The organism is Arthrobacter sp. ISL-95 (assembly GCF_018613695.1).
In the GTDB taxonomy this organism is placed as follows: domain Bacteria; phylum Actinomycetota; class Actinomycetes; order Actinomycetales; family Micrococcaceae; genus Arthrobacter.
Genome location: NZ_JAGGPR010000017.1, coordinates 1 through 16,449, shown reverse-complemented (window position 1 = coordinate 16,449; position 16,449 = coordinate 1). Strand labels below are relative to the sequence as shown.

Below are 16,449 nucleotides of genomic sequence, written 5' to 3'. Positions count from 1 at the left end.
CCTTAGTATGATGCGGCCACCCCGAAGTCTCTCGAGGGTCCCGGAAGTCCCGCGACTCTCCAGTTAATCCGCATGGTGCGGCTCTTAGCGCCAGCTCGGCGGGGACCGGCACCGCACCTATGATGAACTGGACTGGCGCCGGAACCGCGGCGCGGAAATGAGGATCTCTCGATGTTCGCCGTCCCGGCACCCCCGGTGCGCCACCAGCAGCTGCTCGTCACCATTTTTGGCCTCTACGGGCGAAACGCGGGCGACGCCTTGCCGGTCTCTGCGCTGATCTCCATGCTGGGCTCACTCGGTTACGACGCTCCGGGCGTGCGGTCGTCGGTCTCCAGGCTCAAGGCCAAAGGTGTTTTGAAGAGCGTCCGCGAGGGCGGGATCGCCAAGTACAAGATTTCGGAGTCCGTCAGCGATGTGTTCCGGGAAGGTGACCGGAGGATCTTCGCGCCGGAACAGCCCGCGCCGGTGGATACCTGGGTGCTGGCGGTCTTCTCGGTGCCCGAATCCATGCGCAACCGCCGGCACCAGCTGCGGTCAGCGTTGCTTGCCCTTGGCTTTGGCTCCGTAGCCAACGGCGTGTGGATCGCGCCCGCGCATAAATTGGAGCAGGCCCGGGAACGGCTCACAGCGAGCGGGCTGATCGAGTTCGTGGATCTTTTCCGGAGCGACTACGTCTTTGATGGCCCCATGCGGCCCAAGATTTCCGAGTGGTGGGACCTTAAGGAACTCGATGAGCAGTTCACCGAGTTCCTTGAGCTTTATGAAGGTGCGGAGCAGCACTGGACCGAGCGGGTGGGCAGCGATCCGGACGTAGCCTTGGCTGAGTCCACGGAAGAGCTGCGGCGCGACGCTTTCCGCTACTACATTCCGATGCTGACCATGTGGCGCAAATTCCCGTACCGGGACCCGAACCTTCCCACGGACTACCTTCCGCCCGAGTGGCACGGACCGGCAGTGCGCAGGACCTTCCAGGCAGTCCATCGCTTGGCAGCTCCCCTTGCCGCAGCCCATGCGCATGAAGTCATAGCCGAGGCCCTGAACCCGGCTGCCGCCTGACCCCGGCTGCCGCCCTCGCCCCAACCTCGGTGGTTACTCGCCGATGCGGGGTGCGTCGATGATGCCGAACACCTCACCTTGCGGCGCTTGAATGATGGCCACGCGTCCCAGCATGCTCTCCGTGACAGGCATAAGTAGGCTCGAGCCGAGCTCCGCAGCCCGATCCGCCGTGCCTTGGACGTAGTCGCTGGCAAACCACGACAGCCAGTGGTTAGGGGTGCTGTGGGGAAGGTCGGTGTCATGCTGGACCCCGCCGACTTCCCGGCCGTCCAGCGGTCTGCGAATGGTGGAGTAGGCAAGGCCCTCCTCGGTAACGTCCTGGTAGCTGACGTCGAAGACCTCGGAGTAGAAGGACCGGGCCAAGGCGAAATCGCGGGTGTGGAGCTCGTTCCAACATAATGCGCCGTGCTCGTTGACGCGTTCGGCGCCGATATGGGTGCCTGCTTGCCACACGCCGAAGGTTGCACCCACGCTGTCAGTTGCCAACGCCATCCGGCCCGATTCCATGACATCGAAGGGAGGGGCAATCAGCTCTCCTCCGGCCGCGTTGATCTTCTTGGCGGTCACGTCGACGTCGTCCGATGCCAGGAATGTTGTCCATGCTGTGGGTGCGCCGGGATCCTGCTTTGGCCCTACACCCGCGACCGCACGCCCTCCGACGTGCGCAAGCGAGTATTCCCCGGTGTCCTGGCCGCCGATAACGAAGTCCCACCCGAAGAGGTCACCGTAATAGTCTTTCGCCGCTGAGAGGTCCTCAACGCCAAGGTCCACCCACATGGGCGTCGCTGCGGGCCAGCTCGAGATTTTGGTGGACATGGAACTCCTCGGGTTCGGACACTTCAGGGACAGCTGCCTCCCCGCAAGCCCGATGCGCCAGGCGTCCGGAGAGGCAGTTACCCATAAAGTGCGCTGTGGTCCCGATTCGTGACACGCTTTTGGTCCGAATTTCATGGCACGCAAAAGGTGAGGCGGCAAGCAAAAGCCGCTTGCCGCCGTCGTACGTTCCGGTTTAAACCGTGCGCGTTGCCTTGGCGAGGTTCTCGCGGAGTTCGTCTGCGTTCTGGCGGATGACGTAGGCCGGGCGGTCTCGCTCTACGCGCCAGCTGTCCTCCAGCGGCCCCACGTTGACGGTGTCGAAACCGAACTCGTCGTAAAGCTTGGTGACGAGCTCGGCAGCTTCCGGGAAGTCGCTCGCGGTGGCCAGTGCGCGACGGTTGGGAGTGCCTGCCGGGGTGCCGTCGGTGGTGATGTCCTTGGCGAAAATGTGGTTAAAGCCCTTGGCCACCTTTGATGTCGGGAGGTGTTTCTGGAGCAGGCCGGAGGTGGTGGCTTCTCCGTTGTCCAACTCGGGAATGCGGCCGTCGCGCTCCCAGTAATAGTTGTTGGTGTCGATCACGATCTTGCCCTCGAGCGGCTCACCGGGGATGTCCTGGTAGTTCTTCAAGGGGACAGTCACCACGGCGAAATCGCCTGCCGCTGCTGCCTCACCTGCTGTAGCAGCCCGGGCGCGCGGCCCCAGCTCCGTCACCAGCTTGCTGAGGGTTTCGGGCCCCCGGGAGTTGCTGATGACGACGTCATAGCCAAGTTCAACCGCTTTGCGGGCGACTTGGCTGCCAATGTGTCCTGCACCGATGATTCCGATTGTTGTCATGCTTGGGCCAACAACAAGTTGCGGGCGCCTATTTCCCGCGTTACGCAATATTTCTGAGAGGCTTATACTAAGTAGTCTTACTATGCTGGTTGGCGTCGGCGACGAGGAGGTAGCGATGGCCGGGCATTTGGAACTGGTTGAAACGCCTGATGGGGAATATCGGATTTTGATGGTGGATGGCGAGGACGTGTTGATGGGCTTGTCCAGGCGGTTTGCGTCCATGGATGAGGCTGTCGAGGGAGTCGCGGCCATCAGGGAGGTGGCAGGGACGGGCCTGCTTCGCCCGGCGTCGGCTGAGCGGTATGCCGTTCTGATGTTGGAGGAACCTGTGATTGACTCGGCGCTGGCAGCGCAAGGTGCGCAAGCCCATGTTCAAGCAAAGGTGGTCACCTGTGGCAGCTGATGAGGCGACAAAGAAGAAGCACGGCGTTCTTTTCGATGTGGATGGAACGCTGATCGACTCCAGCTACTTCCACGCCATGGCGTGGTGGCAGGCGTTCCGGCGAGAAGGGCTGGACATAGAGATGTCCGCCATCCATCGTCGAGTGGGCATGGGAGGCGACCGCCTCATTCATAGCCTGGTTCCGGACTGCACTGAGGACATGCAGGAGGACCTGAAGTCCGGGCACAGCGCGGTCTTCTCAACGTTCTGGCCCTCCCTGCGCACGTTCGACTCGGTCCGTGACCTTCTGGCTGCATGCTCGGACGCCGGCTTGGCCGTGGGCCTGGCCTCGTCGGCGCAAGATCGCGACCTTGAAGTGAGCAGGCACCTTCTCGATGCTGGATCCTCCATTGATGCATGGACCAGCTCCAACGATGCCAAGGAGAGCAAGCCCGCCCCGGACATTCTTGAGGCCTGTCTGGAGAAGCTCGGGCTCAGTCCGGAGGATGTGGTGTTTGTTGGCGATGCGGTATGGGATGTGAAGGCCGGCGCCGCGATCGGTGTGCCCGTGATCGCCCTGACGTGCGGCGGAATCAGTGAAGCCGAACTCCGCGATGCCGGTGCCGCGGAAGTCTATGACAATCCGCGGCACCTCTTGGAGCACTTGGAGACCAGCATTATCGGCAAGCTGATGGCGGGGTCGCAGGACGCCTAGCTGCCTGTGCCGGCGTGTACTTTCCCCGCGCCCGCCGTCGCGGCTAGCGGGGCTCGTCGCTGATGCCCTTGTCCCGCCCTCGCCGGTTCCGCAGGGTCCAAATGATCAGCGCGATGATGATCACCGCCGCGACTCCCGCCAGGACCCAAGGAACGACGTCGGTGCGCGTCTGCTCCTGCTGTTCTGTCTCGCTGGTGCCTGGGTTGGCCGGCCCGGTGCCGGCGGGATTCGAGACGTCGGTGGTTGGCTCCGCTGTGGGTGTCGCCGTGGATGGCCCGGAAGGATTGCTGGGTTCCGGCGACGGCGTGGTGGTGGCGGCTACGCTGCCCTGCGCACCCACTGCTGCGTTGGCTGCGACCGTGGTGCTGAGTGTGGCCCCGGCGAAAAGGACTAAAGCAAGGGTGGTCATGGCTAATTTACGAAGCATCGTTCCTCCTGGGTTACTAGCATGAATCCTCATGTAGTAAGCATACTGACTAAACCGGGACTGTGGATGCCTTTGACGTATGATGCCGCCGCGATACCGTCGGTCGGTGCCGCCGGTGGGTGCCGCCTGAGGACATGGAGCGGCACCCGGCCCGGCCTTAACGTGTGAGCTTGGCGGAATCAGGTTCCTGATCGCCGATGTGTCCCGGCGCGTTGGCTGCAAGGACCCGCTGAACGAACGCGCTGTATTCGTCCATATAGTGCCGCAACAGCCCAGCCGTAGCTTCGTCCTTAACTGAACCGTCGTCGTCGTACGCGTCTCCGACAAAGCGGATGTAAGCCTCAGGCGCATTCAGCTGCGGCGCGTCCAGGAAGCTCAAAACGCTGCGCATGGAGGACTGCATCACGGCGGTTCCAATACCGCCAGGCGATGCGCCAATGATTCCGGTGGGCTTGCGCGCGAATGAATTGGTACCCCAAGGGCGTGAACCCCAGTCGATGGCGTTCTTCAACGCGCCCGGGATGGAGCGGTTGTATTCCGGTGAGATGAACAGGATGCCGTCCGATGCGGCGATGGCATCCTTCAGGTCCCGGCCCGCCGGTGGAAAATCAGCGTCGTAGTCCGAGCTGTACAACGGAAGGTCTTTGATGGCGATCTCATGGAACTCCAGTTCCGGCGGCGCCACGCTGATGAGGGCCTTGGAGAGGACCCGGTTGATGGAATTGCTTGCCAGGCTTCCGACGAAGTAACCGATTTTGAAGGTGTCCATAGTGGCGTTCCTTTCCGACGGCACGGCCGGAACCGGCTCGTCGACGGTGTGGTGGCTGGTTGCTCCCAGCTTCCACCGACCCTAGTGGACTTATGCACATAGCGCAGCCCCTACTCCCGTCCGGCCCCTCGCAGTCATAGACTCATGCCAACTGAGTTCTGGAGGGTTCCGGAAAAGGGGTGGCGGGTGAAGGCAGGCATAGCGCGCGAGACGCTCGACGGTGAGCGACGTGTGGCCGCAACGCCGGAAACGGTGAAGCAACTGGTGGGGCTGGGCCTTGAGGTTGAGGTGGAGTCCGGCGCGGGCCTGGCGTCCGGCCACAGCGATCACGACTACGTGACGGCGGGCGCCTCAGTGGTGCAGTCGTTGGCCCTTGGATCACTTGATGTTTACTGCCACGTGCGCCCTATTGAACCGTCGACGGCGGGAGCTCTCCGCCGCGGTTCGGTCACCGTCGGTCTAGGGTCGCCATCCTCGGAGTTGCCCACCGTGCGGGCGCTCGCCGTTGGGGGAGTTACCTCCTTTGCCCTTGAGCTGGTTCCGCGTATTTCGCGTGCCCAGTCCATGGATGCGCTCACTTCGCAGGCCTTGGTGGCCGGTTATCGCTGTGTCCTTGAGGCGGCCATGAGGCTCCCGCGGTTCTTCCCGTTGTACATGACAGCAGCGGGAACCATTCCGCCCGCTCGCGTGCTGGTACTTGGAGCCGGGGTAGCTGGTTTGCAGGCCATCGGAACCGCCAAAAGGCTCGGCGCCCGGGTTTCCGCGAACGACATCCGGCCTGCCTCGGCCGACGAAGTGGCGTCCATGGGTGGAACATTCATCAAGCTGGACCTCGAAACCGCAGAGGCGTCCGGTGGGTATGCCCGGGAACTCAGCGCGGACCGGGGTGCCTTGCAGCGGGCTCTCTTGGCACCGCACGTAGCTCAGGCAGACGTCCTGATCACCACCGCAGCCGTCCCTGGGCGGCGCGCCCCGCTTTTGGTGACGCGCGAGATGGTCCAGGGGATGCGACCGGGATCCGTGGTGGTGGACTTGGCAGCCGAATCCGGCGGGAACGTGGAGGGCAGCATCCCAGGCCAGGACATTCCCATCCCCACCGGCGATGGTCAGGGCACGGTGACACTTGTGGGAATCAAGGATGCGGCGTCGGCGATGCCTGCTGATGCCTCACGGTTGTTCGCGAAGAACGTCGCCAACCTGCTGGCCCTCATGACACGGGACGGAGCGGTTTCCCCGGACTTCTCGGATGAAGTTGTGGCCGGAACGTGCCTCACCCACGGTGGTCATGTCCGGCACACGCCCACTGCGGACGCACTCGCGGCGCTCGCGGGGGAGACGGCGCCCCTTGTCGGCGGGAGCGCTGTCAGCGGTTCCCAGTCCGGCGGTTCCGCTGTCGGCGGTCCTCAATCCCGCAGTTCCCAATCCGGCAGTCCCCAGTCGGGCAGCGAAGGAGTGCGCTGATGGACGGCATGAGCCTGCTAACGATTACAGTCCTGGCGGTGTTCATTGGCTTTGAGGTTGTTTCCAAGGTCTCCAGCACCCTGCACACGCCGCTCATGTCAGGAGCCAACGCAATCCACGGAATCATCCTGGTGGGTGCCATCATCGTGGCAGGACAGGCCGCCGACCCGTGGGTGTTGGCGGTCGCCCTGCTGGCTGTCGTTCTTGCCACGGCCAACCTCGTCGGCGGTTTTGTGGTGACCGACCGGATGCTGGAGATGTTCCACGGACGGCAGCGGCCGCCGTCGAAGGCTGAAGTTCCTGGAGATCGCGGCTCCGTGGAGCCGGGCAAGAAGGAACGCCGGCAATGACGCTACTGAATCCCACCTGGACGGCGCTTCTGTACCTCGCCGCGGCGGCCTGCTTCATCCTCGCTCTGAAGGGCCTGAATTCACCGCGGACTGCCCGGCGCGGCAACCTGATCGGAGCATTTGGAGCCCTGCTGGCTGTGCTGACGGTCTTTGTCTCCGTGAAGCTGGACAACATTCCTTGGATTCTTGGGGCCATAGCTGTGGGCGCGGGTGTCGCCGCGCCGGTGGCCCGCCGGGTGCAAATGACGCAGATGCCGCAGCTCGTGGCCCTTTTCAACGGTGTGGGTGGTGGCGCTGCCGCCTTGGTGGCGTTGCTGGAACTTTCTCATACGGGTGATCCGGGGGTGCGCCTGGCGATCGTCTTCACATTGCTGGTGGGTGCGGTGTCCTTTGCGGGGTCCGGGGTCACTTTCGCCAAGCTTCAGGGACTGATGACCACCCGGCCCGTGACGTTCCCCGGCCTGCCTGCGCTGATGGGCGTGGTGCTACTGGCGGCTGTGGGTGCCGGAGTGGTGGTGATCCTGAATGGCTCATTGCTGTTGGCACTGGTCCTGCTGATTCTGGGCCTTGGTGCCGGAATCCTGTTGGTGCTCCCTGTGGGAGGCGCTGATGTGCCGATTGTCATTTCGCTCCTCAATGCCTTCACGGGCCTGGCCGTCGCAGCTTCGGGACTGGTGCTGGGCAATGTTCTCCTGGTGGTGGCCGGCACTCTGGTGGGGGCGTCCGGCACCATCCTTACCCGCGCCATGGCGGCCGCGATGGGACGCAGTGTTGCAGGCATCATGTTCGGGGCCTTCAAAGGTGGATCCACCGCGGGCTCGACAGCCGTGAGTGAGCGGCCCGTACGATCCTCCAGTGCAGAGGACGTGGCAGTATTGCTCGGCTATGCGCAGCGGGTGATCATCGTTCCGGGGTACGGCCTCGCCGTGGCCCAAGGTCAGCACACTGCCGCTGAGCTTGCCCTGGCCTTGGAAGCACGAGGAATTGAGGTGGACTTCGCCATCCATCCTGTGGCCGGGCGCATGCCGGGCCACATGAACGTGCTGCTCGCCGAGGCCAACGTGCCGTACGAGTCCTTGAAGGAGATGAGCGACATCAACTCCGAGTTCAAGACCACGGATGTCGCCTTGGTGGTGGGCGCCAACGACGTCGTGAATCCCGCGGCAAAGACCACGTCGGGTTCACCGATCTACGGGATGCCCATTTTGGAAGTGGCCGACGCCCGGCAGGTAGTGTTCCTCAAACGCTCCATGCGTCCCGGGTTTGCCGGGATTGAAAATGAACTGCTGTATGAACCCCAAACCACCCTGCTGTTTGGCGATGCCAAAGACTCGTTGACGAAGGTGCTGGGGGCCGTGAAGGCGCTCTAGCAGACGAGACGTATCTCTCGTCAATTCGGCCGCGAAATTCCGTCATGGACTCCGTCGCTCTGGCACACGTCTTGTACAGAAACCTTTCAAGGAATATTTGTACAGCAGGCGAGGAGTCAACCATTTGCAGAACGGTAAGAAGGATTCGCTGTTTGGGTCGCGCTTCGTCCCCGCACAGGGCAAGAGGGTGACCAATTGGAGGTCGCTTGTTGGGCACACAGTCCAGATTTGGCAAGGCAACGACATCCTGGACCAGGGCACGGTGGAAGCAGTGACCGCTGACGGCAGCGTGCTATGGCTTGCTCAAACGGGGCCGATTCAACGGCGGCTGGTGATGAAAGAACGCGGTGCCGGTGTCTGGGTCCGGCTCATGAACTGAAGTCCTGGACGGATCCGGGGCGGACCACCGGGGCTTTCGGACAGTCCGCGGTAGTCCTATGCTGGACCGTACAAGGATGAACTGTACGAGTTGCCTTACCCAGGCCGATCCGCCCCATCCAAGCGAGGCTGCGTCATGACCGTGAAACTCAACAAGAAGGCTTTTGACCACGCGAAGCACCTGATCCGCGACGGCAAGGTGGTCAAGGACAGCCGCGATGACTGGAGCGAACACGCTCCCGCCACCAAGGATGAAAACGCCTTTCTGGACAAGCACGGGCACGCCGAGTACTCCAAGTGGTTCCTGGGCGTGGATGACGATCATCCCCAGGACCAAAAGGGCCACTACAAATTCCCCATCGGCGATTTCAAGAAGATTCACCGCTGTGGTGTCATCTCGGCTGAGAGCAGAGCCGGTCAGTACGACTACGACGATATTCGTGATGCTTTAGGAAAGCTTCTCGAAAAGATCGACTAGGACTGACTCCCGGACACCTCCCGGCAAGGCAGTATACTCCTCAGTTACCGCGTCCTGACGGAAGCCGTCCTATGACGCTTTGGTTGCGGCGAAGAGCTGCCGGCGAGTGCTGTCCTTAACGGGTGCGCTCGGAATCGAGGTCACTGGTGAGGCTGGAGTCCAGATCCGAGGCACGATCGGCAGCGCGATGGGCTGCTGCTTCCTTCAAGAGGTCGCGGATTTCGGCCAGAAGGGCAGTGTCTGCCGGCAACGGCTCTTCCTCGGGTTCCTCGGTGGAGAGGCGGTTCTTGACCAAGGAATTGATCTTGTTCATGGGCGCTACGAAGATGAAGTAGACCACGGCAGCGGTGATCACAAAGGTCACCAGTGCCGTCAGCACAGCGCCGATGTTAACGAGCGTGGCGGGGTTGTTTTCCCAAATCTTGAACCCGAGTCCGTCCGCATTCATGCCACCGGCCGCGGCGATCACTGGATTGATGATGTTGGTTGTGAAAGCCGTAACGAGGGCGGTGAAGGCACTGCCGATGACCACGGCGATGGCCAGCTCGATCACGTTGCCGCGAAGTATGAAGTCCTTGAAACCCTTAAGCATGGATAGTCCTCCGATTGGGTGTGGATGTCTGGCTCAGCAGAGTTCAAACTACCATTCCGAGGTTTCAGGGGGTTGTCACCAGGGAAGCACTTTGCCACACCTTGCTTGCGCTTTTTCAAAACAACCCGCTATGGTGTGAAGCGTGTCACTCATGGTGATGCAACGCTTTTGATCTGCGGCGGGAGAGTCCTGCCGGTACATCCAGTCAGGCGCCGTAGGAGCAAATCCTCCCCAGGAATCTCTCAGGCACATGTACCGCCGCGGTTAGGCAACTCTGGAAAGCAGTCCGGGTAACCGGGCTCACCGACGGTGCAAGCAGGCAACCATTCCTGCGGAATCTCTCAGGTCCAATACAGAGCGGGGAGGAACCCCACATCATCGTGGCGCTCACTGGGCGCCTGAATCATGGAGTTCCTCTTGACTGTTCAATCAACCCCCACCGCCTTCGCGGACCGGCACATCGGCGCCCGCCGCCAAGCCGACGTTGACACCATGCTCAAGGCCGTCGGCTACGACTCTGTCGACGGCCTGGTAGACGTCGCCGTCCCCGATTCCATCCGCCAGGAAACTGCCCTCAAGCTGCAGGACGCCCTCACCGAGGTGCAGGTCCTCGCTGAGCTCCGCAAACTGGCGTCCAAGAACAAGACCGCTGTACAGATGATCGGCCAGGGCTACTACGACACCGTGACGCCCCCGGTGATCCGCCGCAACATCCTGGAAGCTCCCGCGTGGTACACGGCCTACACGCCGTACCAGCCGGAAATTTCCCAGGGTCGCCTTGAGGCGCTCCTGAACTTCCAGACCATGGTGCAGGACCTTACGGGCCTTCCTGTGGCCAACGCCTCGTTGCTGGACGAAGCCACCGCCGTTGCCGAGGCTGTGCTGCTGATGCGCCGCGCCAACAAGAACAAGGCAGCCAAGGACGGCAAGACTGTCCTGGACGCCGACCTCCTCCCGCAGACCATCGCGATCGTGAGGGGACGCGCCGAGGCGTTGGGCTTCGAGGTTGAGATTTCTGACCTGTCGGCCGGACTTCCCGACGGCGATATCAACGGCATTGTCCTGCAGCAGCCGGGGGTTTCGGGTCGCGTGTTCGATCACTCCGGTGTGATCGCCGACGCCAAGGAACGCGGTGCGCTGGTCACCGTGGCCGCCGATTTGCTGGCGCTCGCCCTCATCACGCCGCCGGGCGAACAAGGTGCGGACATCGCGGTCGGAACCGCGCAGCGCTTGGGTGTTCCGCTGTTCTTCGGCGGCCCGCACGCGGCCTATATGGCCGTCCGTGAAGGCATGGAACGCACGCTTCCAGGCCGCATCGTTGGTGTTTCCAAGGACAACGCCGGCGTCCCCGCTTACCGCCTGGCACTCCAGACCCGTGAGCAGCACATCCGCCGCGAGAAAGCCACGTCCAACATCTGCACCGCGCAGGCGCTGCTCGCGATCGTCGCCTCCATGTACGCGGTGTATCACGGTCCCGAAGGCCTGAAGGCGATCGCCGAAACCGTCCACGGCCATGCTCGTGTTTTGGCCGCGGCTCTCCAAAAGGCCGGCCGCGAACTCGTCTCCGAGGCCTTCTTCGACACCCTCACCGTCCGCGTTCCCGGCAAGGCCCACAAAGTCATCGCCGCCGCCGAAGCCCGCGGCATCAACCTGCGCCTCATCGACGCCGACACCGTTGGAGTGTCCGTTGATGAAACCACGACGCCGGAAGTCCTCTCCGCAGTGGCCGTCGCCTTTGGTGCTGGCCCGGTAAAGGACGCCGTCGGGTTCGAGCTGCCCGCCGACGTGGTCCGCACGTCCGATTTCCTGCAGCACCCCGTGTTCAACACGCACCGTTCCGAGACGCAGCTGTTGCGCTATATCCGCAAGCTGTCAGACCGGGACCTCGCTCTGGACCGCACCATGATCCCGTTGGGCTCGTGCACCATGAAGCTGAACGCCACCGCGGAGATGGAAGCTATTTCGTGGCCGGAGTTCGCCTCGATCCACCCGTTTGCTCCGGACCACCAGACAGCGGGTTGGCGCGAACTGATTGAGGACCTCGAAGCGGACCTCACCGAGATCACCGGCTATGACCAGGTTTCCATCCAGCCGAACGCCGGTTCGCAGGGCGAGCTCGCCGGACTGCTGGCGATCCGCGGCTACCACCTGTCCCGCGGTGACGAGCAGCGCACTGTCTGCCTGATCCCGGCGTCGGCCCATGGCACCAACGCGGCGTCTGCTGTGCTGGCCGGGATGAAGGTTGTTGTGGTGGCCACGGCTGCTGACGGCACCATCGGTCACGCAGACCTGACCGCCAAGATCGAAGCCAACAAGGACGTCCTGTCCTGCATCATGATCACTTACCCGTCCACGCACGGTGTGTACGACGCCGACGTCCGCGAGGTCTGCGACGCGATCCACGCAGCCGGCGGCCAAGTGTATGTTGACGGCGCCAACTTGAACGCGTTGGTTGGTTTGGCCCAGCCGGGTAAGTTCGGCGGCGACGTGTCCCACCTGAACCTGCACAAAACCTTCTGCATCCCGCACGGCGGTGGTGGACCGGGCGTAGGCCCTGTTGCTGCGAAGGCACACTTGGCTCCGTTCATGCCGGGCGACGCCAATAAAGCGGCGCATGAGGAAGGGCACGGCGTTGCCATCTCGGCCTCGCGCTACGGTTCTGCCGGTGTGCTCCCGATCTCCTGGGCCTACGTGAAGCTCATGGGCGGGCAGGGGTTGACGGAAGCTACCAAGTCGGCGCTGCTGGCTGCGAACTATGTTGCCTCCCGCTTGGATGAGCACTTCCCCATCCTTTACACGGGTGAGGGCGGACTTGTGGCTCACGAGTGCATCCTGGACCTTCGCGAGCTGACCGCCCGTACTGGTGTTACCGCCGAGGATGTTGCCAAGCGCCTGATCGACTTCGGCTTCCACGCCCCCACCCTGGCTTTCCCGGTGGCAGGCACTTTGATGGTGGAACCCACCGAGTCCGAGGACCTGGCCGAGATCGACCGGTTTATCGAGGCCATGATTACCATCCGTGCCGAAATCGAGCAGGTGGCCAGCGGTGATTTCACTGTTGAGAAGTCGCCGCTGCGCAACGCACCGCACACGGCTGCCGCCGTCGTAAATTCCGGCTGGGACCGCGCCTACCCGCGTGAGCAGGCCGCGTTCCCCGTCCATCACCTCAAGCAGGATAAGTACTTCCCGCCGGTCGGCAGGATCGACGGCGCCGCGGGTGACCGCAATCTTGTGTGCTCCTGCCCTCCCCTCGAAGCGTTCGAGGACAACACAGCGGACTTCGAAAACTAAGGACTCCTGACATGTCTGAGAATTACACAGCTCTTTACGAGCAGCACAAAAAGGCCGGCGCATCGTTTACGGATTTCGGCGGCTGGCAGATGCCCCTGAAATATGAGTCCGAGCTCGCCGAGCACCATGCAGTCCGCAAGTCCGCCGGCTTGTTCGACCTCTCCCACATGGGTGAAATCTGGGTCTCCGGCCCGGACGCTGCGGCGTTCCTGGACTACGCGCTGGTGGGGAAGCTGTCAGCTGTCGCGGTGGGCAAGGCAAAGTACTCGCTGATCTGCAACGCCGACGGCGGCATCATCGATGACCTCATCTCCTACCGTCGCCCCTCGCCCGAGGACGGCGTGGACAAGTACTTGGTGGTGCCCAACGCGGGCAACGCCCAGGTGGTAGCTGCGGCACTGCTGGAGCGCGCAGCCGGTTTCGACGTCGTGGTGGAAGACGCATCGGCCGAGACCTCACTGATCGCCGTGCAGGGCCCCAACGCTGAAGCCATCCTGCTGGCTCTGGTGCCCACCGAACAGCATGCCCTGGTCACGGACCTGAAGTACTACGCTGCGGTGGAGGTCTCCATCAACGGCCAGGACCGGCTGCTGGCCCGCACCGGATACACCGGCGAAGACGGCTTCGAAATCTACCTCCCGAACGTCGACGCCGCAGGCCTCTGGGAAGCGCTCCTCGAAGTCGGCGAAGGCCACGGACTCATCCCTGCTGGCCTTGCCGCCCGCGATTCGCTGCGCCTGGAAGCCGGGATGCCCCTCTACGGCAACGAACTCTCCCGCCACGGCAACGCCTACGCCGCAGGCCTCGGCCCAGTAGTTTCCCTGGCCAAGGAAAGCGACTTCATCGGCCGCGAAGCACTCACCGCCATCAAGGCCGCCGGCGTCGGATCCACACTCGGGCAGAAGCTCGTAGGCCTCAAAGGCATCGGACGTCGCGCCGCCCGCGCTCACTACTCGGTCCTCAAGGACGGCTCCCTGATCGGCGAAGTCACCTCCGGCCAGCCAAGCCCCACCCTCGGTTACCCGATCGCACTGGCCTATGTCGACGTCGAACATTCCGAGCCCGGCACCATCGTGGAAGTTGACCTCCGAGGCAAAGCGGAGCCGTTCGAAGTAGTCGCACTGCCGTTCTATAAGCGCCAAAAATAGCCACGAGAGAAGGAATTGGAATGAGCAAAGTAGTAGCTGAATTGAAGTACTCGGCTGAGCACGAGTGGGTTGCTGTTGCTGGTGACGGGCCGGTGGGGATCGGAATTTCTGCGGTTGCCGCTGATGCCCTGGGAGACATTGTGTACGTGGACCTGCCCGAGGTTGGTTCCACTGTGACTGCCGGCGAGACATGTGGCGAGGTGGAATCGACCAAGTCGGTCTCGGACCTGTACTCGCCAGTGACAGGTGAGGTGACCGAGATCAACGACGCCGTTGTCACTGATCCCGCCCTGATCAACAACGACCCCTACGGTGCGGGCTGGCTGTTCAAGGTGGCCGCCACGGAAGAAGGACCGCTCATGTCCGCCGAAGAATACGCTGCAACAAACGGTGGAGAACTGTGAACCCGGTGTCTGTAACTGAGTACCAGCAAGTTGTGTCGTCGTCGCTGGACACCCAGCTCTCCGAGCTGGATCCTGAAATCGCTGCGAAGATCGACGACGAACTGGGGCGCCAGCGCGACGGCCTTGAAATGATCGCATCGGAGAACCACACCGCCGTGGCCGTGATGCAAGCGCAGGGTTCGGTGCTGACCAACAAATATGCCGAGGGTTACCCGGGCAAGCGTTACTACGGTGGTTGCGAGCACGTGGACGTGATCGAGCAGCTCGCCATAGATCGCATCAAAGCCCTTTTCGGTGCTGAGTTCGCGAACGTTCAGCCGCACTCCGGCGCCCAAGCCAACGCCTCGGTGATGCACGCCCTCATCAAGCCCGGCGACACCATCATGGGCCTGAACCTTGCCCATGGCGGCCACCTGACTCACGGCATGCGGATCAACTTCTCCGGCAAGCTCTACAACGTGGTCCCTTATGGCGTCCGAGAGGACACCCACACGGTGGACATGGCCGAAGTTGAGGCCCTGGCGAAGGAGCACAAACCGGCGCTCATCGTTGCCGGTTGGTCTGCTTACGCGCGGCAGCTGGACTTCGCCGAGTTCCGCCGGATCGCCGACTCCGTGGGCGCCTACCTGATGGTGGACATGGCCCACTTCGCCGGTCTCGTGGCCGCAGGCCTGCACCCCTCACCGGTCCCGCACGCTCACGTCACCACGTCCACCACGCACAAGACCCTCGCGGGTCCGCGCGGCGGCATCATCCTCTCCAACGATGCCGACATCGCCAAGAAGATCAACTCGGCCGTGTTCCCGGGCCAGCAAGGCGGACCACTGGAGCACGTGATCGCGGGCAAGGCTGTGGCGTTCAAGATCGCCGCTTCCGAAGAGTTCCGCGAGCGACAGGAACGGGTCCTCGCCGGTGCCCGCATCCTGGCCGAGCGGCTCGTGCAGCCCGACGTCGCCGCGAAAGGCATCAGCGTCGTGTCCGGTGGCACCGACGTGCACCTGGTCCTCGTTGACCTGCGCAACTGCGAACTCGACGGCCAGCAAGCCGAAGATCACCTCGCCGCGATCGATGTCACCGTCAATCGCAACGCCGTCCCCTTCGACCCCCGCCCGCCCATGGTCACCTCCGGCCTGCGGATCGGCACCCCGGCGTTGGCTACGCGCGGATTCGGCGAAGCGGCGTTCCGCGAGGTCGCGGACATCATCGCCGAAGTACTGATCGCCAACGCCGACGCGGACCTCTCCGGGTTGCGTCACCGCGTGGACGTCCTGGCGAAAGCGCACCCGCTGTACCCGGGTGTCGCGAACCTCGGCTGAGTCTTTTCGAGGCCGGCCCGGGTTGCCCGGTGGACCTGGCATCCTCCGCGGGCTCGGTTGCTTAAGCACCCGCTGAGCGGATGCGATGCTCCCTTGGACGCACGCTTCCGGACGCCAGGTCCACAGGGCGGACTGATCGGGCCTTCGGTTTGGGGCCTCATTGCTGGCCCATTCGGGGGTTCCCTGTCGGAGATGCCGTGCGCACGGCACGTTTGGCAGGGAACCCCCGAAATGGCACGGTGCTCGGGCCGGAATGGCGCAGGGCTCGGGCCGGGGGCATCCGGGTTCGTGGGCTTGCTGGGATGGGTTTGTTGATCTGGGTTTGAGGGTCCGCTCCGTTTGTTGGGGGCGGGGCGGGTTCTATTCGTTTTACGTCGTTAGGAAATGACCATGGCCGTTGGGGTCTTTGATCTGTTCTCTGTGGGTATTGGCCCGTCGAGTTCCCATACTGTGGGGCCCATGCGGGCCGGTGCGGTGTTTGCTCGTGAACTGCGTGAATCCGGGGTTCTCGAATCCGTTGCGGGCTTGCGGGTGGACCTGTACGGCTCCTTGGCTGCCACTGGCAAGGGACACGGAACCTTCACAGCCGTGTTGCTTGGACTTGAAGGCTTCGACCCCGAGGAGATCCTTCCTGGTCAAGTGGAGGAGCGGTTGGCGACGA

Annotated in this window: 18 protein-coding genes and 1 riboswitch; of the genes, 13 read left to right on the top strand and 5 right to left on the bottom strand. The window is 63.0% G+C overall.

Annotation, left to right across the window (positions count from 1 at the left end):
• The first annotated feature begins 171 nt into the window (after positions 1-171).
• Entirely contained in the window at positions 172-1,056 is an 885-nt protein-coding gene (locus J7I86_RS20205; protein WP_214822648.1) for a PaaX family transcriptional regulator C-terminal domain-containing protein, read from the top strand.
• Positions 1,057-1,089: 33 nt separating this feature from the next.
• On the opposite strand, the gene J7I86_RS20200 is transcribed toward J7I86_RS20205, so the two are convergent.
• Together J7I86_RS20200 and J7I86_RS20195 are read right to left on the bottom strand one after the other, a co-directional pair.
• Positions 1,090-1,872 carry a VOC family protein gene (locus J7I86_RS20200; RefSeq protein ID WP_214822647.1) on the bottom strand — a complete coding sequence of 261 codons (783 nt, stop codon included), beginning with the start codon at positions 1,870-1,872 and terminating at the stop codon, positions 1,090-1,092.
• A gap of 193 nt (positions 1,873-2,065) precedes the next feature.
• Positions 2,066-2,707 carry an NADPH-dependent F420 reductase gene (locus J7I86_RS20195; protein WP_214822646.1) on the bottom strand — a complete coding sequence of 214 codons (642 nt, stop codon included), beginning with the start codon at positions 2,705-2,707 and terminating at the stop codon, positions 2,066-2,068.
• Positions 2,708-2,789: 82 nt separating this feature from the next.
• On the opposite strand from J7I86_RS20195, the gene J7I86_RS20190 reads away from it, so the two are divergent.
• Both J7I86_RS20190 and J7I86_RS20185 read left to right on the top strand, forming a co-directional pair.
• Positions 2,790-3,110: a hypothetical protein gene (locus J7I86_RS20190; protein WP_286180071.1), complete on the top strand. Its 321-nt coding sequence runs from the start codon at positions 2,790-2,792 to the stop codon at positions 3,108-3,110.
• A complete protein-coding gene (locus J7I86_RS20185; protein WP_214822645.1) occupies positions 3,076-3,804 on the top strand; it encodes an HAD family hydrolase in 729 nt (242 codons plus the stop codon). The genes J7I86_RS20190 and J7I86_RS20185 overlap by 35 nt, the downstream gene beginning before the upstream one ends.
• 43 nt (positions 3,805-3,847) lie before the next feature.
• Here the strand turns inward: J7I86_RS20185 and J7I86_RS20180 are convergent, their stop codons facing one another.
• Positions 3,848-4,231: a hypothetical protein gene (locus J7I86_RS20180; protein ID WP_214822644.1), complete on the bottom strand. Its 384-nt coding sequence runs from the start codon at positions 4,229-4,231 to the stop codon at positions 3,848-3,850.
• Between the two features lie 157 nt (positions 4,232-4,388).
• On the bottom strand, positions 4,389-5,000 hold the full coding sequence (locus tag J7I86_RS20175) for an NADPH-dependent FMN reductase (protein WP_214822643.1): 612 nt from the start codon (positions 4,998-5,000) through the stop codon (positions 4,389-4,391).
• 186 nt (positions 5,001-5,186) lie between these two features.
• On the opposite strand from J7I86_RS20175, the gene J7I86_RS20170 reads away from it, so the two are divergent.
• The 5 genes from J7I86_RS20170 to J7I86_RS20150 all read left to right on the top strand — a co-directional run bounded on the left by J7I86_RS20170 (position 5,187) and on the right by J7I86_RS20150 (position 9,037).
• Positions 5,187-6,461 (top strand): Re/Si-specific NAD(P)(+) transhydrogenase subunit alpha, encoded by a 1,275-nt coding sequence (locus tag J7I86_RS20170; protein WP_214822751.1) that lies wholly within the window; start codon positions 5,187-5,189, stop codon positions 6,459-6,461.
• Positions 6,461-6,811, top strand: a complete 351-nt coding sequence (locus J7I86_RS20165) for an NAD(P) transhydrogenase subunit alpha (protein ID WP_214822642.1) — start codon at positions 6,461-6,463, stop codon at positions 6,809-6,811. The genes J7I86_RS20170 and J7I86_RS20165 overlap by 1 nt, the downstream gene beginning before the upstream one ends.
• The gene (locus J7I86_RS20160) at positions 6,808-8,181 is read left to right on the top strand and encodes an NAD(P)(+) transhydrogenase (Re/Si-specific) subunit beta (protein ID WP_214822641.1); all 1,374 of its coding nucleotides are present in this window, start codon (positions 6,808-6,810) and stop codon (positions 8,179-8,181) included. The genes J7I86_RS20165 and J7I86_RS20160 overlap by 4 nt, the downstream gene beginning before the upstream one ends.
• A gap of 124 nt (positions 8,182-8,305) precedes the next feature.
• On the top strand, positions 8,306-8,560 hold the full coding sequence (locus J7I86_RS20155) for a hypothetical protein (protein WP_286180069.1): 255 nt from the start codon (positions 8,306-8,308) through the stop codon (positions 8,558-8,560).
• Positions 8,561-8,695: 135 nt separating this feature from the next.
• Positions 8,696-9,037 carry a hypothetical protein gene (locus tag J7I86_RS20150; RefSeq protein WP_214822640.1) on the top strand — a complete coding sequence of 114 codons (342 nt, stop codon included), beginning with the start codon at positions 8,696-8,698 and terminating at the stop codon, positions 9,035-9,037.
• Between the two features lie 115 nt (positions 9,038-9,152).
• Here the strand turns inward: J7I86_RS20150 and mscL are convergent, their stop codons facing one another.
• Complete coding sequence (gene mscL, locus J7I86_RS20145) at positions 9,153-9,629, bottom strand: large conductance mechanosensitive channel protein MscL (protein WP_214822639.1); 477 nt, start codon at positions 9,627-9,629, stop codon at positions 9,153-9,155.
• Positions 9,630-9,798: 169 nt separating this feature from the next.
• Positions 9,799-9,897: riboswitch (glycine riboswitch) on the top strand.
• 149 nt (positions 9,898-10,046) lie between these two features.
• On the opposite strand from mscL, the gene gcvP reads away from it, so the two are divergent.
• The 5 genes from gcvP to J7I86_RS20120 all read left to right on the top strand — a co-directional run.
• Entirely contained in the window at positions 10,047-12,920 is a 2,874-nt protein-coding gene (gene gcvP, locus J7I86_RS20140) for an aminomethyl-transferring glycine dehydrogenase (RefSeq protein WP_214822638.1), read from the top strand.
• 11 nt (positions 12,921-12,931) lie between these two features.
• A complete protein-coding gene (gcvT, locus tag J7I86_RS20135; protein ID WP_214822637.1) occupies positions 12,932-14,068 on the top strand; it encodes a glycine cleavage system aminomethyltransferase GcvT in 1,137 nt (378 codons plus the stop codon).
• 20 nt (positions 14,069-14,088) lie between these two features.
• Positions 14,089-14,472: a glycine cleavage system protein GcvH gene (gene gcvH, locus J7I86_RS20130; protein ID WP_214822636.1), complete on the top strand. Its 384-nt coding sequence runs from the start codon at positions 14,089-14,091 to the stop codon at positions 14,470-14,472.
• A complete protein-coding gene (gene glyA / locus J7I86_RS20125; protein WP_309476769.1) occupies positions 14,469-15,788 on the top strand; it encodes a serine hydroxymethyltransferase in 1,320 nt (439 codons plus the stop codon). The genes gcvH and glyA overlap by 4 nt, the downstream gene beginning before the upstream one ends.
• A 390-nt stretch (positions 15,789-16,178) precedes the next feature.
• The coding region (locus J7I86_RS20120) for a serine dehydratase beta chain (RefSeq protein WP_286180068.1) at positions 16,179-16,449 on the top strand (271 nt) is incomplete at its 3' end.